Source organism: Pantoea sp. SO10 (assembly GCF_005281435.1).
Lineage (GTDB): Bacteria > Pseudomonadota > Gammaproteobacteria > Enterobacterales > Enterobacteriaceae > Pantoea > Pantoea leporis.
In genome coordinates this window covers 1,772,294-1,793,169 of record NZ_CP040095.1, presented here as the reverse complement: position 1 = coordinate 1,793,169, position 20,876 = coordinate 1,772,294, and the positions used below count along the sequence as shown (strand labels likewise).

24 protein-coding genes and 1 pseudogene are annotated in these 20,876 nt (G+C 51.9%); 12 read left to right on the top strand and 13 right to left on the bottom strand.

Annotated features, from left to right (window positions below; genetic code table 11):
- Positions 1 to 54: 54 nt before the first annotated feature.
- From flhC to otsB, 4 genes are all read right to left on the bottom strand, one after another.
- The gene (gene flhC, locus FCN45_RS08350; protein WP_101760736.1) at positions 55 to 633 is read right to left on the bottom strand and encodes a flagellar transcriptional regulator FlhC; all 579 of its coding nucleotides are present in this window, start codon (positions 631 to 633) and stop codon (positions 55 to 57) included.
- Positions 633 to 983 carry a flagellar transcriptional regulator FlhD gene (gene flhD, locus FCN45_RS08345; protein ID WP_137385644.1) on the bottom strand — a complete coding sequence of 117 codons (351 nt, stop codon included), beginning with the start codon at positions 981 to 983 and terminating at the stop codon, positions 633 to 635. Before flhD ends, flhC begins: the two co-directional genes overlap by 1 nt.
- 1,057 nt (positions 984 to 2,040) lie before the next feature.
- Complete coding sequence (otsA, locus tag FCN45_RS08340; protein ID WP_101760737.1) at positions 2,041 to 3,480, bottom strand: alpha,alpha-trehalose-phosphate synthase; 1,440 nt, start codon at positions 3,478 to 3,480, stop codon at positions 2,041 to 2,043.
- Positions 3,477 to 4,265 carry a trehalose-phosphatase gene (gene otsB, locus FCN45_RS08335; RefSeq protein ID WP_137385643.1) on the bottom strand — a complete coding sequence of 263 codons (789 nt, stop codon included), beginning with the start codon at positions 4,263 to 4,265 and terminating at the stop codon, positions 3,477 to 3,479. The genes otsA and otsB overlap by 4 nt, the downstream gene beginning before the upstream one ends.
- Before the next feature lie 537 nt (positions 4,266 to 4,802).
- On the opposite strand from otsB, the gene FCN45_RS08330 reads away from it, so the two are divergent.
- From FCN45_RS08330 to FCN45_RS08305, 6 genes and pseudogenes are all read left to right on the top strand, one after another.
- On the top strand, positions 4,803 to 5,096 hold the full coding sequence (locus FCN45_RS08330; RefSeq protein WP_218168224.1) for a hypothetical protein: 294 nt from the start codon (positions 4,803 to 4,805) through the stop codon (positions 5,094 to 5,096).
- 161 nt (positions 5,097 to 5,257) lie between these two features.
- Positions 5,258 to 6,409, top strand: coding sequence for a lactaldehyde reductase (gene fucO, locus FCN45_RS08325; protein ID WP_110865988.1), 1,152 nt, complete (start codon positions 5,258 to 5,260; stop codon positions 6,407 to 6,409).
- 330 nt (positions 6,410 to 6,739) lie between these two features.
- Positions 6,740 to 7,171: pseudogene (locus tag FCN45_RS08320) on the top strand (manganese catalase family protein); the annotation flags it as partial.
- 106 nt (positions 7,172 to 7,277) lie between these two features.
- The gene (locus tag FCN45_RS08315) at positions 7,278 to 7,475 is read left to right on the top strand and encodes a hypothetical protein (protein ID WP_101761030.1); all 198 of its coding nucleotides are present in this window, start codon (positions 7,278 to 7,280) and stop codon (positions 7,473 to 7,475) included.
- Positions 7,476 to 8,285 (top strand): hypothetical protein, encoded by an 810-nt coding sequence (locus tag FCN45_RS08310; RefSeq protein WP_137385642.1) that lies wholly within the window; start codon positions 7,476 to 7,478, stop codon positions 8,283 to 8,285. It begins immediately after the preceding gene.
- Positions 8,246 to 8,641, top strand: coding sequence for a hypothetical protein (locus FCN45_RS08305; protein ID WP_246862558.1), 396 nt, complete (start codon positions 8,246 to 8,248; stop codon positions 8,639 to 8,641). Before FCN45_RS08310 ends, FCN45_RS08305 begins: the two co-directional genes overlap by 40 nt.
- A 34-nt stretch (positions 8,642 to 8,675) precedes the next feature.
- Here FCN45_RS08305 and FCN45_RS08300 read toward each other — a convergent pair whose 3' ends face one another.
- The 4 genes from FCN45_RS08300 to FCN45_RS08285 all read right to left on the bottom strand — a co-directional run bounded on the left by FCN45_RS08300 (position 8,676) and on the right by FCN45_RS08285 (position 10,153).
- Positions 8,676 to 8,942 carry a biofilm development regulator YmgB/AriR family protein gene (locus FCN45_RS08300; RefSeq protein WP_101760743.1) on the bottom strand — a complete coding sequence of 89 codons (267 nt, stop codon included), beginning with the start codon at positions 8,940 to 8,942 and terminating at the stop codon, positions 8,676 to 8,678.
- Between the two features lie 62 nt (positions 8,943 to 9,004).
- A complete protein-coding gene (locus tag FCN45_RS08295) occupies positions 9,005 to 9,295 on the bottom strand; it encodes a hypothetical protein (RefSeq protein ID WP_101760744.1) in 291 nt (96 codons plus the stop codon).
- Between the two features lie 120 nt (positions 9,296 to 9,415).
- Positions 9,416 to 9,661: a regulatory protein YcgZ gene (gene ycgZ, locus FCN45_RS08290; protein ID WP_007891089.1), complete on the bottom strand. Its 246-nt coding sequence runs from the start codon at positions 9,659 to 9,661 to the stop codon at positions 9,416 to 9,418.
- Positions 9,662 to 9,874: 213 nt separating this feature from the next.
- Entirely contained in the window at positions 9,875 to 10,153 is a 279-nt protein-coding gene (locus FCN45_RS08285) for a hypothetical protein (RefSeq protein WP_137385641.1), read from the bottom strand.
- Between the two features lie 196 nt (positions 10,154 to 10,349).
- Here FCN45_RS08285 and FCN45_RS08280 point away from each other — a divergent pair, with 196 nt between their 5' ends.
- From FCN45_RS08280 to umuC, 3 genes are all read left to right on the top strand, one after another.
- Entirely contained in the window at positions 10,350 to 10,862 is a 513-nt protein-coding gene (locus FCN45_RS08280) for a GNAT family N-acetyltransferase (RefSeq protein ID WP_101760746.1), read from the top strand.
- Positions 10,863 to 11,002: 140 nt separating this feature from the next.
- Positions 11,003 to 11,425: a translesion error-prone DNA polymerase V autoproteolytic subunit gene (gene umuD, locus FCN45_RS08275; RefSeq protein WP_137385640.1), complete on the top strand. Its 423-nt coding sequence runs from the start codon at positions 11,003 to 11,005 to the stop codon at positions 11,423 to 11,425.
- Entirely contained in the window at positions 11,425 to 12,687 is a 1,263-nt protein-coding gene (gene umuC / locus FCN45_RS08270; RefSeq protein WP_137385639.1) for a translesion error-prone DNA polymerase V subunit UmuC, read from the top strand. Before umuD ends, umuC begins: the two co-directional genes overlap by 1 nt.
- A gap of 160 nt (positions 12,688 to 12,847) precedes the next feature.
- Here the strand turns inward: umuC and FCN45_RS08265 are convergent, their stop codons facing one another.
- Positions 12,848 to 13,165, bottom strand: a complete 318-nt coding sequence (locus FCN45_RS08265) for a HigA family addiction module antitoxin (protein ID WP_137385638.1) — start codon at positions 13,163 to 13,165, stop codon at positions 12,848 to 12,850.
- Positions 13,165 to 13,446: a type II toxin-antitoxin system RelE/ParE family toxin gene (locus tag FCN45_RS08260; protein WP_137385637.1), complete on the bottom strand. Its 282-nt coding sequence runs from the start codon at positions 13,444 to 13,446 to the stop codon at positions 13,165 to 13,167. The genes FCN45_RS08265 and FCN45_RS08260 overlap by 1 nt, the downstream gene beginning before the upstream one ends.
- Positions 13,447 to 13,660: 214 nt before the next feature.
- On the opposite strand from FCN45_RS08260, the gene FCN45_RS08255 reads away from it, so the two are divergent.
- The gene (locus tag FCN45_RS08255) at positions 13,661 to 13,912 is read left to right on the top strand and encodes a hypothetical protein (protein WP_101760749.1); all 252 of its coding nucleotides are present in this window, start codon (positions 13,661 to 13,663) and stop codon (positions 13,910 to 13,912) included.
- 5 nt (positions 13,913 to 13,917) lie between these two features.
- Here FCN45_RS08255 and FCN45_RS08250 read toward each other — a convergent pair whose 3' ends face one another.
- The 3 genes from FCN45_RS08250 to FCN45_RS08240 all read right to left on the bottom strand — a co-directional run bounded on the left by FCN45_RS08250 (position 13,918) and on the right by FCN45_RS08240 (position 19,415).
- Positions 13,918 to 15,477, bottom strand: a complete 1,560-nt coding sequence (locus tag FCN45_RS08250) for a sensor domain-containing diguanylate cyclase (protein ID WP_137385636.1) — start codon at positions 15,475 to 15,477, stop codon at positions 13,918 to 13,920.
- 270 nt (positions 15,478 to 15,747) lie between these two features.
- Positions 15,748 to 18,012, bottom strand: coding sequence for a catalase HPII (katE, locus tag FCN45_RS08245; RefSeq protein ID WP_101760751.1), 2,265 nt, complete (start codon positions 18,010 to 18,012; stop codon positions 15,748 to 15,750).
- A gap of 269 nt (positions 18,013 to 18,281) precedes the next feature.
- Entirely contained in the window at positions 18,282 to 19,415 is a 1,134-nt protein-coding gene (locus FCN45_RS08240; protein ID WP_101760752.1) for a glutathione-independent formaldehyde dehydrogenase, read from the bottom strand.
- 222 nt (positions 19,416 to 19,637) lie between these two features.
- Between FCN45_RS08240 and FCN45_RS08235 the strand changes: the two genes are divergently transcribed.
- Together FCN45_RS08235 and FCN45_RS08230 are read left to right on the top strand one after the other, a co-directional pair.
- Entirely contained in the window at positions 19,638 to 20,030 is a 393-nt protein-coding gene (locus FCN45_RS08235) for a YgiW/YdeI family stress tolerance OB fold protein (protein ID WP_137385635.1), read from the top strand.
- Positions 20,031 to 20,220: 190 nt separating this feature from the next.
- The gene (locus FCN45_RS08230; protein WP_137385634.1) at positions 20,221 to 20,835 is read left to right on the top strand and encodes a response regulator transcription factor; all 615 of its coding nucleotides are present in this window, start codon (positions 20,221 to 20,223) and stop codon (positions 20,833 to 20,835) included.
- Positions 20,836 to 20,876 lie beyond the last annotated feature (41 nt).

Genomic DNA, 20,876 nt, shown 5'->3' with positions numbered 1-20,876 from the left:
AAAAAAAGCAGCGGTATTAACCGCTGCTGGATGTTTTCCACGATGCGAACAAACTTAAACGGCGCGTTTAACCTGTTCATCCAGCAGTTGTGGAAAGGTATCGGCAGAATCTGCAGAAAGTTTACGTCTTTTTACGGCACGTGATGGCGGCTGGCACAGGCTGCAGACAAAGCTGCCGATGGGCTGATGAGCGTGGTTAATAAAGCTGCCACCACAGCACTTACAGTCAGACAGTTCCAGCATGCCACTTTCAACGAATCGCACCAGGGTCCATGCACGCGTTAGCGCCAACAGCGGGCCCTCGTCCGATTGCGGACACTGCTCAAGATACAAGCGATAAGCTTTGATTACCGCTTCAACGCCACTGTTCAAGCCGGTTTTCAGCAGGAACTGCCAGGCGTTACAGAACATAGAAGAGTGGATATTTTGTTCCCAGGTCATGAACCAATCGGTAGAGAATGGCAGCATACCTTTCGGTGGTGGCGCACCACGCAACTCTTTATAGAGTTTAATCAGGCGACCACGGCTCAGCTGAGTTTCACTCTCCAGCATTTGCAGTCGTGCGCCCAATGTAATCAGCTCCATGGCCAGCTGAATATCACGCGCTTCCTGAACAATACTTTTTTCGCTCATTAAACGGCCCTCTTCTTCGCAGAGACGTCATCTTTAGACGCATTTCGCAGGAGACGGCTGGATAATAAAATACCGGTGTGGATTTGCTGTAACTCATCCACACGTGACTCTTGAGTCAGGCGATTAATATGGTTGTGATCGGTAAATCGGAACTGGCAAACCAGTTGGTTGGTTTCCGCTAATTTTACCATCTCAGGTAAAGTTAATTGCGACAATGCATCAGCCATCGATTCATCGATGCCTAAACGAAACATTGCTGAAGCTTTTTCCTGGTTAATTAAACGCTGAGCAAGGAGCAAATATGACAGATTGATGTCATATATATGTTTTAGTAATTCTGATGTACCCATTTTTTTCCATCCTGATAGACGCGACACATATACGGCCACAGAATTAAATTGTTCTATGGTTCGGGCTGCTGGTTGGTAAATCTAAAGATGGCAAAAAATAATCAGGCTTGAGCCAACGTGCTCCTGACTGTTGCACTTTTCGTCAGGACACTGATCTGTAGTAATCAAAACTCCAGGCCATTCTTTGCTTGAGTTGTAACCATCTTCCGTGACGTCTGCTTACAGTTTTTTAAGACTAATCTGAAAACAAGGCAAATCTATATTGTCTGATTTCGACATACAACGTGAGTGGCGCGAAATTTTAGATAAAGTGTGATCTACGTCACACTTTTAAGGCAAATTTTTTCTCTAAACCTTCAGCAGCGCTTTTCTGTTGTCCATTTTTTGCGCGATTTCTGATTATTTCCTTAATATTTTGCTGAAGTAAGGCGGATTTTAGGCTGTGCGGAAGATTGTCATTACAACGCGATCAGTTATCTGCTCTATGGGAATTAGGGTGCTATAACACGCCATATAAAGGATTATATGCAGCATAATACTCTGAATTAGCATGAAACTATTCGCTTCTAAATTAATCACTTACAGGGAATATTGCCCATGTGCCGTAAAGCGAGACGCTAGCGAAGCGTGAAGTCTGGGCGCAGAGCGCCAGGGAACTGTTAGTGGATTGTAGGGAGTGTTTAGCGCACGGCAGGGAATGTAACAGGGCGTTACATTAGAGAAATGAATGAATAGGCATTTTTCGGTTTGCTCCGCGATGACTATCGGCCTGCCACCTGAGATCTTTAGGGTTGCGAGGAAAAAAAGCTCTTTTTGCCTTTCGATTGTATGCTTTTTAACCAAATCGTGCGCTTTTTGCTGATGAGTCAGCGCATTAGCGCTTTAAGAAATGAAATCGATTTCGTGAAGTTACAGTGGCGCATGAAAACGCTGTGCAGCGGAGCGTAAATTCAAAGAGGCGCGATAAATCGCGCCGCTACGGAAGTGTGCAATAAGTGAGCAAAGCACCCAATGTTAGCATTTACCGTAGCGGCGCAATGTATTGTGCAATTAAGCGTTACGCTAATTTCGGAAAGGTAGCGACTTTATTTACCGTACCGTGATCATCACTGCGTACCGGCAAAGTATTTAAATCTTTCAGGAAGCTTTCACGCCAGTGTGAAATATCCTGTTTGCGCAACACCGCCATCATGTCGTTATAACGCGAGATGCGTTCGGTACGCGGCATGGTCAACGCGCGATCGAGCGCCGCCGCCACGTCATCACGATCGTACGGATTGACGATCAGCGCAGAAGTCAGCTCATTGGCCGCACCAGCAAAGCGGGACAACACCAACACGCCAGGGTTATCCGGGTCCTGCGCTGCTACATACTCTTTCGCCACCAGATTCATGCCGTCACGCAGCGGCGTAATCAAGCCGACGTTGGTGAGACGGAAGATCTTCATTAACAGACGACGATCAAAGTGCTGATTGAGGTAATAGAGCGGCGTCCAGCCCAGCGTGCCGTATTTACCGTTGATGCGCCCCGCTTCCGTTTCCAGCTGGTGACGGATGTCCTGATAAGCCTGCACATCGCCGCGCGAGGTGGGCGCAATTTGCGAGTAGCGAATTTTGCCGCGGTGCTGCGGGAAATTCTCCAGCAGGGCTTCGAAGGCCAGGAAACGCTCCGGCAATCCTTTAGAGTAATCCAGGCGCTCACAGGCGATGATATTCTGCAGATCGCCCAAATCGCGTTTCATCGCCGCCATTTTCGGTGGCAGCGGTCCTTCCGCCATCTCTTTAATGGTGTCCGGCTCAATACCAATCGGATAGACCTCAGTCATAAAGGTGTTACCGAAGGCACGATGCTTCTTCTCTCCTTTATTCTGCAGCTGCGTCAGCTGGCTCAGGCTATCAAGGAAAGCTACGCGGTCAGATTCTGTCTGGAAGCCCAGCAGATCGTAGTCGCACAGCATCTCCAACAGCTCCTGATGCGGCGGCAGAGCATTGAAGATCTCTGGCGTCGGGAACGGGATATGCAGGAAGAATCCGATGCGGTTATTAATGCCCTGTTTGCGCAGCTCGGCGGCAAACGGCAGCAGATGATAATCGTGGATCCACAGAATATCGTCGGGCTTCAGCAGCGGTTTAAGGCGCTGCGCCAGCAAAGTATTGACGCGGCAGTAGCCATCCCAGGCTTCGCGCTGATACTGCACCAGATCGAGGCGATAGTGGAACGCCGGCCAAATCACGGTATTGGAGAACTGGAGATAATATTGATCATAATCGTTTTGATTAAGCGGCAGTGACGCATAGGTGATGCCGTCTTTTTCGATCTGCGTAAGTTCTTCATCCTCTTCTTCACCCGAGAATTCGCTGATCTCTCCGTTCCAGCCAAACCATAATCCACCGGTATCTCGCAGTGCATCTAAAATACCGACAGCAAGCCCGCCTGCGCTGGCCTTGCTACCATCGGGGATCGCGATACGGTTAGATACGACGACTAAACGACTCATAACCTAAACTCCTTACCAACATTGTCATGTTCTAGTTGTAATAATAGTTGTTCAAGCCAGTGCCATACGGCCTCAACGCTGTTGAGGCGATAGCGTGCATGGCTGGCCCCTTCACCGACTTTGACAGAGATCCCCTGCATGGCATTTACCACGAGGAATCCTTTTTCATCTGTCAGGTCGTCTCCCACAAATACCGGAATGCGTCCGGCAAAGGGTGCTTCCTGCATAAACTCACGTACGGCAGCGCCTTTATCGATGCCTTGCGGCTTCAGTTCCACCACGCATTTACCTGGCTGAAGCGCCAGCTCGGGAAAGCGTGCAACGGCGTCTTCGGCCAGCTGCATAATGGCGTTTTCGTACTGCGGCGCATTGCGATAGTGCAGCGCAAATGCCATGCCTTTCACTTCTAATAGCGTATCGGGCCACTGATCCAGCGTCTGCTGCAGTTCAGTTTGCAGTGTTTGCGCAATATCCCCCGGCAAGCTGTGGCGATGCACGCGGCCCGCCGCATCGCGGCGTTCTGCACCGTGTACGCCCGCGGCGGGGGCTTCGAGTGGCGCGACTAAGGCGTCGAGTTGCGCAATCGGACGGCCGGAAACCAGCGCTAAGGCGCCGTGGCTAAGACTGGAAATGTGTTGCAGCAGCTGGCGTACCGGAGCGGGAATGGAGACCGACTCGGGCTGCGACTGAATCGCTGCCAGCGTGCCGTCGACATCAAAAAAGAAGGCGTAGAGTCCGCCACTTAATGACGGCAAGGTGCTGTTGTGATTAACCGCGGAGGTCACGACTCTTCTCCTGTCTTGTGAAATTTGTCATTACAGGATGTTCGGAGGCTGGCTGGGTGATCGAGGCGGTTACTACCGCAGAAGTGTGTGCGAGGAGGTTTTGCAGATAACACGGAATTTCGATAGATAACTCTCCACAAACAAACATCATTTAAACTCACTCGCCAGGCTGACTGCGAACATCGTCAGAATTAAGTGTAGACGCAGATCACGATATTGCCAGATACGCGCGGCCTGGCTATAGGATAAGTGGCCGTTTTAAGCCTTATGCCGCAAAAGAATTGCCTCAGCGCTTTTCAGCCGCTTCGCTTAATTTTTAGCGTTGATGACGCCCTTCTCCCGCCTCAATTCCCGGATTATGCCGACTTGCATCCGCCGCGAGGATTATCATATGGTGCGTTTACCGTGCGGCTACAGCGCGGAAATAGCGCCCTGATCGGCATTGATCACGGCTGTTAGACCCATTCAGGCAGGAATCCGGATAATGGAAAACCGATCGACATCACATTTTTCACTTGTCGCGGCAGGTGAGCGAAGATGATCCCGCAAAGCTACAGCCAACGCGTTCACTTCTATTACTGCATTCTGGTCGCCCTGAAAATCAACGCCAAAACGAAGAAGTCTGGCGGCGTGCGCGGCAAGAATAACTTCCTGCTGAAATGGCTGCGTAATGCGCAGAACAACACCATTTTCCCGCCGGATATCACCAGCGAGATTGAGTGGCTGCGCGCCAAGATCATCAGCTCCGGGCCCGACACCGACCTGGAACCGATGCTGCAATATGTCTACGACACGGCGAAGCGTGCCGAGACGATGCGTTTAGGTTCATGATTCCTTCCATTTATTCGACTCAATGGAAACCGCGATTTTATTGAGGCAACGCAATATCTGTATCGTCATTACCACGTAAATCTGGATACGGTTAAATCTTCTTATCTTGATGAATTTAATCGAAAAATATTAAATCTGGCATCTACGTGAAGGTAATTAATATGATTAACAGAATGATCCTCAATGAGACCGCCTATTTCGGTGCGGGCGCGATTAATTCTATTGTCGATGAGATTCACAAACGCGGTTTTAACAAAGCGTTGGTGGTGACCGACAAGGATTTGATCAAGTTTTCTGTCGCCACCCGCATCACCGATCTGCTGGCGCAGCACGACCTCAGTTTCGCCATCTATGATGAGGTGATCCCCAATCCTACCGTTGAGGTGGTGCATGCGGGCGTCGAGGCTTTTCGTCGTTCGGGTGCCGATTATCTGATCGCGGTGGGCGGCGGCTCGCCGCAGGATACCTGTAAAGCCATCGGCATGATGATTGCCAATCCCGAGTTCAGTGACGTGCGCATGCTGGAAGGCGGCGCCGCCACGCGCAATCCCTCCGTACCGATCATTGCGGTGCCGACCACTTCCGGCACCGCAGCGGAAGTGACCATCAATTACGTCATCACCGATGAAGAGAAGAAGCGCAAGTTCGTCTGCTACGACCCGCACGATATCCCGGCAATTGCCATTATCGATCCCGACATGATGGCCAGCATGCCTGCCAGCCTGAAAGCGGCGACCGGCGTCGATGCGCTGACGCACGCCATTGAAGGTTACATCACGCGCGGCGCGTGGGAACTGACCGACATGTTCCATCTCAAAGCGATTGAAATTATTGGCCGCTCGCTGCGTGATTCGGTTAAAGGCGTGCCTGCGGGCGTGGCGGATATGGCGCTCGGTCAGTACATCGCCGGAATGGGCTTCTCGAATGTTGGCTTGGGTCTGGTGCACGGTATGGCGCATCCGCTGGGCGCGTTTTATGGCACGCCGCACGGCATCGCCAATGCCGTCCTGCTGCCGCATATCATGGCGTTCAATGCCGAGCATACCGGCGAGAAGTACCGCGATATCGCCCATGCGCTGGGCATGGAAGGTGCCTATAGCTGTTCATTAGCCGATGCCCGTGCGCTGGCGATTGATGCGGTGATCACCCTAAACCACGATATCGGTATTCCGCTCAGACTACGTGATATCGGCATGCAGGAGCAGGATGTGGATGCGCTTGCCACTGCAGCTTTCGCCGATGTGTGTACGCCGGGCAATCCGCGGGAGTGCAGCGTGACGATGATCGCTGCGCTGTATCGTGAGTTGTTCTGATTAGGCGTTAACCAGGTCACCATTAATGGCGACCGACGTGTTTTGTAGGTGCGCATTTATGCGCACCAGAACGACGCGCTTATTTAATTCATGCCAATATTCACCCTTTAAAATAATATTTATCTCGCGGCTTAAAATAAAATTAATTTAACCCGGTGCGCTTGCAGCAATGGGATGCCCGCTTAGTATTAATGAGGCGGCATGCAGTTGATGAGTACAAGGCTAAATTCACTCCTTCCCTCCTCCATTTCTTATCGTTAATTATTTTTAAACATCAGAATTAATTCTCTTTCTTCGTTTATTTTATTTTTTGAGGGCAGCGAAGAGCAAGGCGATCTTTATCGCTCCATCACCGGCGCGGGCAATGACAGCCATCTGACATCGATTCTGTACGGCGGCGGCCCGGCATTAACCAACTCCGCGGGCGTGCCCTGGACAGCGGCTTACATTGATACCATTGGCGAAGTGACAGCGGATCTGCGCTCCAACATCGCGGCCGAAGCGCGCGCCAAAATCCTCTACGAACGCCTGATCAACCTCACCGATGACGTGGGCGTAAAAGATGCGTTAGGCTTCCTGATGACGCGCGAAGTGGCGCATCAGCTGTCGTTTGAAAAAGCGCTCTACTCCATCCACAACAACTTCCCACCGGGCAAACTGCCGCCGATCGAGAAGTATGCGCACACCTACTACAACATGTCTCAGGGTGACGATATTCGCGGTAGCTGGAATTCGGATGAGAACTTCGACTATAACGGCGACCTGACAGATTAATCCGGAAAACGCCCTTTCATTTCAGTTACCCGGCTAGGTTGTTGAGGGATGTGCCATAGTTGACGCTGGCATAAATAATAAGGATGGCTTGATGATGTTTGGTTTTTTAACTTCCCTGTTCGGTAGCCCGGAGTCATTAGTGCAAGTCATGACGCGCCAGGACATTCAGGAATCGATTGAGGAAGGCGACAGAATTATTATTGATGAAGATGGTAACGCTTCGGTTAATGCTTTGAGTCCTGAAGTGCAGCGCGATTTTGCCCACCATGTCAGCACATTAAAGGATATTTAAATGGGCACAGCGATATTTATGGTGATGATGGTGTGCGGCTATTGGTATACCAGCCGCGACATGTCGAGCCGTTTAAAAATTAAGCGCTCCTTTGGCTGGGATGTCTATTTTCTTATTGCGCTGTATGGCTGCATATTTGTGCTGCAAGGCGTGCTGGCGACCGCGATTATCTGGCTGATTCTGCTGGCCGCATCGGGCGTGAATAATGCGTTTGCGCTGACCTCGGCGGAGAATGTGCACTGGAACGTCGATTTCATGACGTGGAGCTTTTTAGGCATTCAGGCGCCGGTGGTGCTGATGCTGGCCTTTGCCATCCTGTTCTGTATGTATCGCTCCAACTGGGCGGTCAGCGCCCGGCTCAACGCCGGTGGACGCAAGGAGTTGTATCAACGCCTTTCCCGCTCCAACGGCATTGAACAGTTGCTATTGCAATGTATGGAAGAAGGCGAGCTGGCGTGGGTCACACTGAAATCGCGCCGTATCTATATCGGCATGATTCACGCGGCGACCTTTGAATATCCAAATACCGCCAACATTGTGTTGATCCCGATGCTGAGCGGCTATCGTGATTCACGCACGCTCAATCTGGCGATCGAGCATAATTACAGTCTGTGGTACCACAATCACAACATTGATTTCTCGTCCGCACCTAAAAGTGCCCTTGAGTTTCGTAAAGTGATTATGGTGCATCAAATAGAGAGTTTGTCGCTGTTTGATCCGGCCAGCGCCAGCGCATTAGCGATGGATAAGCAAAGCGGTAATAAACGTAAATGGATGCGAAAATCCACGCCCAAACGCGACTATCCCTGAATTTACTATTCAAAGATGCTGGCTTAATCGTGCAATTGCTTTATGTTGCACGGAGCCAGCAACATTCCATAATAAGTCAAAATAATAAGGGCATCATGATGGACTTTAAAAAGTTCGAGGACACTTTACAGCTGTGGGGGAATTTACACTTCACGGGAATTGAACTGCAACAGCGTGATAATAAAAGCGAAATTTACGCGACCGGCACTAATAATCATACCCAAAGCCAGCTGTATATTTGCACGCTTTCAACTGATGTCGCTTCACACGTCCAGTTAAAAAAGTTTCGCACCTGGTTGCACAGAATTAATATTGGCAAAGCGAAGCGCCGATTAGCTCTCGCCAGAAAGGATTAATTCATTGTCCCCGCGTGGGGGACAGAGAGGAATATCAGGCGTCGTCAGGCGTGTAACCCACCACAATTTCCAGTGTTTTGCGCAGCACATCAGCTTCAGCGTCACCTTCTGCGGTTTCCAGCGCCATAATCAAACAGAGAATAATTGATTTATTACTGACGCGCCCTTCCGTGGCCAGCACGTGGCGGATAACCCTATCCAATACGGCAGCTTCGTTTCTTAACGTACTGTCTGCATTGCGAAAATGCTCTGCCAGTTCGGTGTCAGGCAGTGCAGCGTAGAGGTTGTGATTTTCCGACATGATTCCAGTCCCGTGATTGTATCTACGCTCGAATTTACAGTGCCTAAATGCGAGCCAATCGGTCAATGTTTACGATTGTTACCAGACTGTTGGTTGTTACCAAACAGCTGAAGAACGTTGTCGCTTTGCGGCTGCTCTTCGCGCAGCTTTTTTCCCGCCGAAATACTGTTACGTACGTCGGTGATGGCGGCAGTAATCGCTGCACGCTGCTCTTCATCATTGCTTTGCTGCTTCATCAGCATCAGCTGATTCAACAGCGCTTGCGTATTGACCGGGCCCGTACGCTGCAACAGCGCTAGCGCCGCTTCGCCAATAATTTCATCGATTATTTTCTGATGTTCACTTCTATTCATAACGAATTTTCATAACGAATCTCTGATCGCCGCTTCGCCCCGGAGCGGGGCGAAGCCAGTGTGGGAGCGTATTCAGAGTAAAATTGTAATACTTGTACAAGTTTGACGTCTGACTGACTCTCAGCTTTCACGTTCAAATAACAAGCCAATCAGCTGATGATAGTGATGCTCTTCTTCAGCATTGGCGGCCAGTTCCAGTCTGCGCAGCAGCTTGGTGCATAGCGATTTGCGGTTGAGGTTACGGCCTTCGCGTAAGATTTCAACCACGATCTGACCCAAGGTTTCCTGCTGCGATGGCAGCGACGCTTTGCTGAAATAGTTGGCAATGGCCTCGACTGAACTCGGCGTGTATCCGTTCTGACGCATAATTGACCCCAATAAATGAAAAAGTTAGATCATTTGACCTAAGTAAAGTTGTACAGATAGCAAAAAGCTGTACAAGAAGCTTACTCAAGTTATCAGGCAGGTTTTGTTGCAAAAAGTGCTAAGAAGTGTGAATTAGGACAATTAGAAAGCTTTTATTTCCAAATCTGTGCGCTCCGCGCCGAAAGTCATCGACGCGTGAGCCGGTTGGGATGGTCAATTGTCGTCGGCATCGGCCGAAGGCATTCTGACACTGCCTTCCTGGCGACTCAATCCGCGCAATGCTGAATGGACGCGATTATCGCTGCCCGCCGGTTGACGGTGCGTGAGCAACCATTGCTGCGCCTGGGTAATACGCTGCTGCTGTTGACTGTTTTGCTCTTTTCTCGCCATGCGCGCGAGCTCTGCCAGCAGTGAGGAAACGCTGACTTCCTCACGGCGTACCAGTAATGCATAGGCCGCTTCGCCGATAATTTTAGGTTGCGAATCTGACATCTTCTACCTCCTGAGAATATGGGCTTACGCTTGCTTCTCACTCTTCATTATAGATCATCGGCCTGGCACCTTGTTAACAGACAGCTCTGGTTATCTTGGGTTTTTGTTACTAACACGTTATGGTAACTGCCCTTCGGTGGCCTCTGCTCGCACCGACGACGTGATTAATAACAAGCATTAAGCAAGGAAATCTGGCATGGAGTTCACCATACGCAAAGCCACGGCAGAGGATGCAGAGCTGCTGCACCTGCTGGGCCGCATGACCTACAGTGCGCATTTCAAACATATGTGGGTTTCCGCAGACGAACTGGATGCCTTTATCGACAAGGAATACGGTCTGGCAGAGCTCAATAGCAGCCTCGCGGCGCCCAATGAGAGCTGGCTGATCGCCGAGACCGACAAGCCGATTGGCTTCGCCAAAGTCACCTGGAACACGCCAGTGCCGGATTCCGGCATGAGCGGCGCGTTGCTCAACAAGCTCTACCTCAATCCAGAAGAAACCGGCAAAAACTACGGCCGCTGGATGTTCGAGAGCATCATCAATGAGGCGCGCGACAAGCGTGAAGGCTACCTGTGGCTGGAAGTGTTAGGCGATAACGTGCGTGCACGTAAGTTCTACGAAGCCTTTGGTATGCAGCACATCAAAGACATTCCGTTTATCACCGCTTCACAGCAGAGCACCCTGCAGATCATGGGGATGATGATTTAAGCGCAGCGGTAAGCCCTTTGGCACAAAATAAATTTCCTTTGTTGCCAACTGTTTTGCAAATCATTACGGGTTCTGGCTTGATCAAACTGCCTATTCGACATTACTGTATACATATACAGTGACGATTTGAGATCGCAGCCATGCAGTTTTATCAGCCCGCGGAAATCCGCGCTATTCTCGCCTTACCTTTGTTCATCAGCCGCGTGCCCTGCGGCTTTCCGTCCCCGGCGCAGGACTACGTTGAACAACGTATCGACCTCAACGACTTTTTAGTCGATCACCCCAGCTCAACCTATTTCATTAGAGTCAGCGGTGACTCAATGATCGACATCGGTATCAATGAGGGTGACATGCTGGTGGTGGACAGCTCGCTCAAACCCAAACACGGTGACATTGTGGTGGCTTCGCTTTCCGGCGAGTTCACCGTGAAACAGCTGATGTTACAGCCTTACCTGCATCTCAAACCGATGAATACCGCGCATCCGGTGATCGCCATTCCTGACGCCGATGAGTTCGAAGTCTTCGGCATCGTTAAACACGTGATTAAAACCATAGGCCGCTGATGTTTGCCCTGGTGGATGTGAATTCGTTTTACGCCAGCTGTGAAACGGTGTTTCGCCCGGATCTGCGCGGCAAGCCGATTGTGGTGCTGTCGAACAACGACGGCTGCATTATTTCGCTAAGCAGAGAAGCCAAGGCGCTGGGCATTAAGATGGGCGCGCCCTACTTCAAACATCGGGAAGAGTTGATGCGCCACAAAGTGGTGGTGTTCTCGTCTAACTATGCGTTGTATGGCGATATGTCGCGCCGCGTGATGGAGACGCTGGCGCTGATCTCCACGCGCGTGGATGAGTATTCCATTGACGAAGCCTTCGTTGACGTCACCGGCATCAACGCCTGCATGACATTCGAACAGTTAGGCCGCGACATTCGCGACCGTATTTATCAGGACACCCATTTGCGCGTGGGTGTCGGCATTGCGCCGACCAAAACCCTCGCCAAGCTCGCCAACTGGGCCGCCAAACGCTGGACCAAAGCCGAGAACGTGATGGATCTCTCTTTGCCCCACCGTCAGCGCGAGTTGATGAAACTGGTCAAGGTTGAAGAGGTGTGGGGCGTGGGCCGGCGCTTATCGAAAAAGCTCAACCTGATGGGCATTACCACCGCGCTGCAATTGGCTGAAACCCCGACCGCGCTGATCCGTAAACACTTTGGCGTGGTGCTGGAGCGTACGGTGCGTGAATTATGTGGCGAGTCTTGTCTGGCGTTTGAAGAGGTGATTCCCAACCGGCAAAATATCCTCTGCTCGCGCTCGTTTGGCGATCGCATTACCGAATATCAGGATATGCGCGAAGCCATTGCCAGTTACGCGGCGCGTGCCGCAGAGAAGTTACGCAGTGAGCGGCAATATTGCCGTCATATCGGGACGTTTATTCGTACCAGTCCGCACGATCCGCATCATCCTTATTATGCCAATGCGGCCAGCCAAACCTTGATTACGCCCACTGCTGACAGCCGCGATATTATTCAGGCCACGCTCAACTGTTTAGATCGCATCTGGGTGCCCGGTAAGCGTTATATGAAAGGCGGCGTCATGCTGGGCGATTTCTTTAGCGATGGCGTGGCGCAGTTTGATCTGTTTGCGGAATATCAGCCGCGTCACAATAGTGACCAGTTAATGGCCCTGATCGACAAGATGAATGCCCACCAGCGCGGTGCGTTATGGTTTGCCGGACAAGGCATTCAGAAACCCTGGTCGATGAAGCGCGAGATGCTGTCCCCGGCCTACACCACCCGGCTGGCGGATCTACCGGTGGCGAAGTAACCGCTTCGCGCTTGAATTACACACATATCAATACACTCTTCAGTCCCTGACACAGCGTCATCACGACCGCAGAACCGGGTTCGTCTAAAGGTGTCTGAACCGACCAAAGAAAAACCGCGCCAGCCAGCGCGGTTTTGTACAGGTAACTGGCGTGGGTGCGTTACTTCGCTGCCCTGTGCGCCTCAGAAGCGGCATTCATACCTGGATGCAGATTGACACCGGAAACGTCCGTGGTTTCTCGTGCCTTGTGCAGGTCACATGCCGCCTGCATTGATAACCACAGGCGCGCCGCAATACCCAGCCCCGCCTCAAGCCGCACCGCCATTTCAGGGCTGACCGATGCTTTACCGCTGGCGACTTTACTCAGCGCTGAAGCTGATACGCCAAGCTCTTTCGCCAGTACGCGCAAGCCAATATTGTTATCTTCGATGTATTCGGTGATCAGACCGCCCGGATGCGGGGGATTGAACATTGCCATCAGTGGTAGTCCTCCAGGTTAAGAATATAGGCATCGCCGTCGGTGAATTCGAAGGTGATACGCCAGTTAGCCCTGACCGTTAATGAAAACAGGTTTTTCCTGTCCCCTTTCAGGGGATGAAAACGAAACCCCGGATAGTTTCTGAATTCATCCGTGGAGAGCGCTTCATCAATGACCAGAAGGCGAAGCCGAATGCGTTCCGCGTCCTGCGCCTTGACACCGCTGATATCACCTTTCTCAAACAACTTTTGTAATCCCTTATGCTTCCAGCTTTTAATCACATCACGCCTCCGCGTTTCCTGTTGAGAAACATCATATCATATGTTTCTCAACAGGAAACAGGTCTGGCTTTTTATTTTTCGCAGCGCGTCACAGACTCAAGCCCTGAGCGGATCTACCGGTAGCGAAGTAAGTGCTTCACGCTTGAATTACACGCATGCGAATGCGATATTCAGCCCCTGATACGGTCACAGCTTAATAACATCCGGAGAACCTATGTCGAATGAAGAACGCGTAAACGAGCTGGAAGCAACGGTAAACCAGCTGCAGATTGAAGTCGCTGCCTTGCGCGAGTTAATGATTAAGCAGGTGGCGGTAAATAACATCACCTTCAAAGGGAAATATGATGAGGTGATTATTCAACTGGCGAAAGAATATGAAGAGCGCGGCTTAGAGGACGAAAGGAATAGCCAGATGCACGAGGCGCTGCGTCAATATATCAAATACCAGCTGCCCGCCGTGGAATAAGCCAATTACGCTTGCGATTCATCTATATTAATCCCTTTCACATCATCACGCCCTTCACGCTTTGCCCGGTACAAGGCGTGATCGGCGTACTCCAGCAGTTTTACCGCACTGAGGGTGGCAGACGTCGCAGTGGTGGCGCAGCCGGCACTGATCGTCACCCGCCCTTTGGGCGAAGAAATATGCGCAAGCTGCCTGATCCGCACCGCCTCAACCACCCGATGCGCAATCGTCATGCCCTCATCGAATGGGGTATCAGGCAGGATCAGCGCAAACTCCTCGCCGCCATAGCGCGCGGCGATATCGGAGCGCCGCGCCACCACGGAAGCGAGCACCGCAGCGATCGCTTTCAGGCACTTATCCCCGGCGATATGGCCGTAAGTGTCGTTGTAATGCTTGAAGAAATCGATATCCATCATGATCAGCGTGAGCGGTTTACCGCTGGCGGCGGCGTGGGCCAGCGCTTGATGCAGGAAACGATCAAACTCCCTTCGATTCGCCAGACCGGTTAAACCATCAACGTGCGCGAGTTGATTCAGGGCGAGGTTGGCGCTGTGCAGTTCGTCGCGCAGCTGAGTCAATTCCTGCTGATAGCGCAACACGCTACGCGCCTGACGCAGCTGGAAGACGCCGAGCAGCAAGATGGTCAGCAGCAGGATAATGCTGAGCAGAATATCCTGCGCCCGACGGTTAACCCACACATGGAACAGATCGTCACTGTTGTAACCGGCGGCGACGATAATCGGATAGCGATCGGAACGCGCAAAACCAAAGATCCGCGCCTGGCCATCCAGCACCGATTTCCACTGCCCGCTGCCGCGATCCATTTTCGCCAGCATCTCCTGAAACAGCGGGCTGGCTGAGAGATTTTTGCCGATGTAACTGTCAGGCATCGGACGCGCGTACAGCACCGTGCTGTCAGCCAGCATCAACACCAGCACATCGCGCGCACCGAGCTCGTAATAGCTGTAGAAGCGACGGAAAAAATCGACCTTGATGGTGGCCAGCAGCACGCCCTTAAAGCCACCGCTGGCATCACTGACGCGCAGGGAAACGGGGATCACCAAATCACCGGTGCTGCGGCTGTTGATCACCGGGCCGATATGCACGCTGTTGCGCCGGTTATGGCGCTGAAAAGTGAAGTATTCACGATCGGAATTATTGATATTGTTGGGTGCGCGTTGGGCGGAGGTGGCGATCCACTTGCCATCTTGATCGTAGTAGAACAAGCCGTGTAACTGCGGTAAGCGGCGCTGTAATTCGCGCATGGTATTACTCAGGTCAGCGCCCTGAATGCGTGTTGCCAGCTGTAGCTGCAGATCACGCTGTACCTGGCGTAGCGACAGCTCGGTCTGCAGGAAGGTGTCTTCCGCCTGACGCGATTGTGATAACGCCAGATTCATCGCGGATTCCTGAGTCTGACGCACGGTCGCCAGCCAGTCTTCACGCAAGGTCCAGATACTCATACTGGCTACGGTGATCAACAGCAGCAGTCCAGAGAGCACAATGCTTTTCAGTAAACCGCCGTCAGAAGAAACCGGCTTATCCATTTTTCTTTTAAACTGCATGTTGTCCTCTGTCTTCCCCACCAACAGAGTTAAGCAGGTAAACCACGCATCAGTGGACGAATGCGGTTATTTTTCGGGCCATCGATAACTCCTATGACCAGTTGCGAAATATTACTGTAGTCTGGTTCCACCACATTAAGTGGCAGCAACACACAGTACGCGTTTACACGATCACTTTGGTATGCATCTCGACCAGCCCGCTACGAGCGGGCTTTTTTTTGCCTAAGATGCAGGGAAAACGGGGCGGAGCAATCAACTCCGCCCCGCGCATTAGGCTGCGACGGTCAGCGCTTTTTTGCTGCGCGACCAGACACGATGGGATGCCATTACAGAGAGGAAGTCCGCCATAAAGGTGCCCTCGGCTTTCACATCTTCCACCAGCCCTTCCTCGACCTCATTGTCCTGCACGTTGAACTGCGCCTTAAACCGGCGTGCATCACCGCTCAGACCGATGGCTTTGAGATGCTTATAGGCTTCCAGCAGGAAGTAGCGCGCATCACCGCTCAGCAGCAACGCATCGATATTGCCATCCGGCACAATCACCGCATCAAAGGTCAGCGAAGGAAGACCGGTAAAGGTGGCATCAACCGGCAGCACCGATCCATCATCCGCCAGCACTTGTCCCATGTGCGCTGCCAGAATTTTGGCATGCACGCCCTGCGCTTTCAGCGCCTGCAGAATCGCCAGCACGTCGGCGGCTTTCACACCGTCACTCAGCAGTAACGCCACCTGACGGCCTTTGATATCGCCACTCGGTTGTGCATACAGACTCAGGCTGTCATCTTTTTTCAGGCCGTTGACATCTTTCGGCGGAACGGTGTTGAGCTGCTCATCACTCAGCTTCAGCCCCAGATTGGTGGCCACAGCCTGCGCCAGCGTGACGTCAATCTGCAGCAGATGATCGACCACGCGTTCGCGGATGTAAGGACGCGCTACCTTGCTGAGCTCAAACGAATAAGCGCCGATGATATGCTGCTGCTCTTCCGCGGTCTGGCTCAGCCAAAACAGCCGTGGCTGCGAGTAATATTCGCCAAACGATGGGCTACGCTCGCGCACCTTGCTGCCTTCCACCCGCTCCTGATAGCTCTCGAATCCGCCCTCTTTTGCCGCTGGCGGCACTTCACGTGGCCAGTTGTTGTTGATGGAGTTCGGTTCGTAGTTGGCCGGATTGGTATCGATTTCCGTGCGATGCATGCCCTGACGCTGGAAATTGTGGTACGGGCAAACCGGACGGTTGATCGGGATCTCATGGAAGTTCGGCCCACCCAAACGGCTGATTTGCGTATCGGTGTAGGAGAACAAACGGCCCTGCAACAGCGGATCGTTGGTGAAATCCAGCCCCGGCACGATGTGGCCCGGATGGAACGCCACCTGTTCGGTCTCGGCAAAGAAGTTGTCCGGATTACGGTTGAGCACCATTTTGCCGACCAGTTCGACCGGCACCAGCTCTTCGGGGATCAGTTTGGTGGCATCGAGAATGTCGAAATCGAATTTGAACTCGTCCTCTTCCGGGATCAGCTGCAGGCCGAGCTCATATTCCGGGAAATCGCCGGCTTCAATCGCTTCCCACAGATCGCGACGGTGGAAATCGGGATCGCGGCCGGTCAGCTTCTGTGCTTCATCCCACAGCAGCGAGGCTTTGCCCGCCACCGGTTTCCAGTGGAAACGCACGAAGGTGGCTTTACCCTCGGCGTTAATCAGGCGGAAAGTATGGATGCCAAAGCCCTCCATGGTGCGGTAGCTACGCGGAATGCCGCGATCCGACATCGCCCAGATGACGTTATGCAGCGTTTCAGGTTGTAGCGACACATAATCCCAGAAGGTGTCGTGCGCGCTCTGCCCCTGCGGAATTTCGTTGTGCGGCTCGGGTTTCACCGCATGCACGAAGTCCGGGAATTTATGCGCATCCTGAATGAAAAACACTGGCGTGTTGTTGCCGACTAAATCAAAAACGCCCTCATCGGTATAGAACTTGGTGGCGAATCCACGGATATCGCGCACGGTGTCAGCCGATCCTGCGCCACCCTGCACGGTGGAGAAACGCACGAAGACGGGTGTGATTTTTTCGGCATCGCTGAGGAAACCTGCTTTGGTCAGTTTTTCCAGCGAGCGGTAAGGCTGGAAATAGCCGTGCGCCGCCGAACCGCGCGCATGCACGATACGCTCAGGAATGCGTTCGTGGTCAAAATGCGTGATTTTTTCACGCATGATGAAGTCTTCAAGCAACGTGGGCCCGCGCGAACCGGCACGCAGCGAGTTCTGATCGTTGGCGATGCGGGTGCCCTGATTGGTGGTCAGGTCGGCGTTTTCACCATTTTTACGATACTCATCGAGCTGCTCAAGTTTGCTGTTTTGCGTGGCGGGCGCTTTCAGGCTGCCGGGCGCGGTAGGCTGCTTGCCCGGCGGCGTCGGTTCAGCGGCAGGTTTATGTCCACCGCCTTGCGGTGCTAAATCACCTAATCCTGGCTCAGAGGTTTCTGGCCCTTTATGCGGCGCGGTATGGGTTAAATTCTGTTCTTTTTTATCTTTCGACATGTGACATGCTCCTCCAGTTAAGACCCTATTAACTGTAGAGCATAAAAACGTTTATATTTCGCCTGGTTTAGAAATGATGTTTAAAGAGATTAATGAGGAGAATGTAAAGCGAGGATATTTTAACCGAAGGGTAGCTTTAATGGTTTATTAATAAGATTAATCCTGATAAATACCGTTGCGCTTTATTTTAATTATTTTCGCACCCTCCACAGGGTCGCCATTAATGGCGACCAAAAATATCATGCGGCGAAACAGGCGCTATGAATGCGTTAAGGTTTCAAAATCACCTTGGTCCAGCCCGCATCACGATCGTCGAAATGGCGGTACGCTTCGGGGCCTTCGGCCAGCGACAGTCGATGAGAAATAATGCTCGCCGGATGCGCTTTGTCGGTGGCAATCAATCGCGCGAGCTGGCGGTTATAGGCTTTGACGTTGGCCTGGCCGGTACGGATCGACTGCCCTTTAAACCAGAAGCTGCCGAAATCGAACGGCATTTTACCCACTTTGGCTAACTCGCTGGCCGCGCCGGGATCCTGCGGGATAAACACGCCCACCACGCCAATGCCGCCGGTGGCTTTGGTGGAGGCGACCAGACTGTTCATGGTGGCGCTGTTATCTTCGTGTCCATGCTGATTACAACATTGATAACCTACGCATTCACAACCGCAATCCGTGCCGCGTCCATCCGTCAGATCAAGGATTTGCTGCACCGCTGCGTCGCCCACGGCATTGATGCCCGTTGCGCCCATCTGCTCCGCCAACGCCAGGCGATCGGGATGCGTATCCACCACAAACACCTGCGACGCGCCTTTGATGATCGCCGAATGCGCGGCCATCAAGCCTACCGGGCCCGCACCGTAGATGGCGACGCTATCGCCCGGTCGCAGGCCTGCCAGTTCGGTCGCATGCCAGCCGGTGGGGAAAATGTCTGACAGCATCACATAATCTTCCTCTTTCTCCACCGCATCCGGTGGCAGCAGCAAACAGTTAAAATCGGCAAACGGCACGCGCAGCAGCTCGGCCTGACCGCCTTCCCACTCACCCATTTCAGCAAAACCGTAGGCCGCACCTGCGGTGCCGGGATTGGCTGTCAGACAGAAACCGGTTAACCCTCTCTCACAATTTTCACAGAAACCACAGCCGACGTTGAACGGCATACATACGTAATCGCCAACCTTAAGTCGCTCGACGCCACTCCCCACCTCCACCACTTCGCCAAGGTTTTCATGACCAAAGATGCGCCCCTGTTCAAAGCTGGTGCGCCCCTCGTACATATGTAAATCGGAACCGCAAATATTGGTGGTGGTAATACGAATAAGCGCATCGGTAGGACGCACAATTTTTGCATCAGGAACATTTTTAACCGAGACATCAAAGGGCCCGTTATAGACGATAGCTTTCATGATTTATTTTCCTGAGTGGCTAGCACTCTTAATTCGAATGAGCAGATAAGCACGGCGCTAATTTAACGTCGCGCTTAGCCAAAGAAATAAAAACCGCGTCTACATACCCTGGCATAAATAAGTCAGTTGTGCTTTTTTCAATTACCGCTGCGTTTGTCGTGCAGTCGCGCATATTTGTGCCAGACTTAACACCGTGTCAGCAGGAAAATCTATGGAGAGCGTATGAAACAGGTTGTTTTAGCTTCAGTAATCATGATGTTCAGCGTTGGCGTGAGCGCAGCGGAAGGCGGATACCAATCTGGTGAAACAGCACCGCCGCAGAAGAATCAGGATGCCGGTTATAAAGGATCGGAAGACACCGCACAAACCCCGATTTCACGTATTCGTGATTTCCGTCAGGGCGGCTATGTCACGCTCGAAGGCCATATTATTGAAAAGCTGAAAGGTGATAGCTACAAATTCCGCGATGATACCGGCACGATTATCATTAATGCTGAGAAGCCGGCCTTCAAAGAGAAAACCTATTCAGCCAGTGATAAAGTCCGCGTGAGTGGAAAAGTGTATGGGCGTGGCGAACAAACCACCTTGAGGGTATCGCGGATTGATGAACCTTAAGGTTACGCATTTATTACCTTAAGAATAGCGGGTGAGTGCATGGTTTTTCATCCTCACCCTTTTTAGGCCTAACAGCGCAGCAGATAATCACATTCACATATCCGTTTTTCGCCATTCCTTCAGCACTATTTTGTGGGTATATTAGCGCGCATGTAGTGAATAGAATTCGTAAGAGTCTGAATGAGTTTTTATGGATAGAACGATTTATATTGTTGACGATGACCCCGCTGTCATCAACGCGCTGCAAAATCTTCTGAACTCAGAAGGCTACCTGATTTCGACCTTTACCTCCCCCGCTGAATTTTTACATCAGCCGCATTACCGCACCCCGAGCTGTTTAATTGTCGATATGAATATGCCGGGCCTCGACGGCTTTGATGTCTCGCAGGATCTCACCGCACGCGGATACACCATTCCCACCATTTTCCTCACCGGCTTTGGCACCATTCCTCTGACAGTCCGCGCGATGAAGGCTGGCGCATTTGAGTTTCTCACCAAGCCGGTGATGCCGGATGACCTGATACAAGTGGTATCCGCTGCCATGGCGCTGGCCGAAAAAAGCGCAGCACTTGCACAGGAAAGAGTTGTACTCACCGGGCGTTATCACTCTTTAACGCCACGGGAAATGGAATTGATGCTGCTTGTCATTCGCGGTTTATTAAATAAGCAGATTGCCGCCGAAATGGGCATCAGTGAAATTACGGCAAAAGTGCATAAACGCCGCGTAATGGAAAAAATGGCGGTGCGTTCAGTATCAGAATTAGTCAGAGCTGCTGAGAAACTTCATTTACTGCAAGATGAATAAGGCGCGCGTTATAGTGATAACGGTCCGATTTTCCTCCCGCG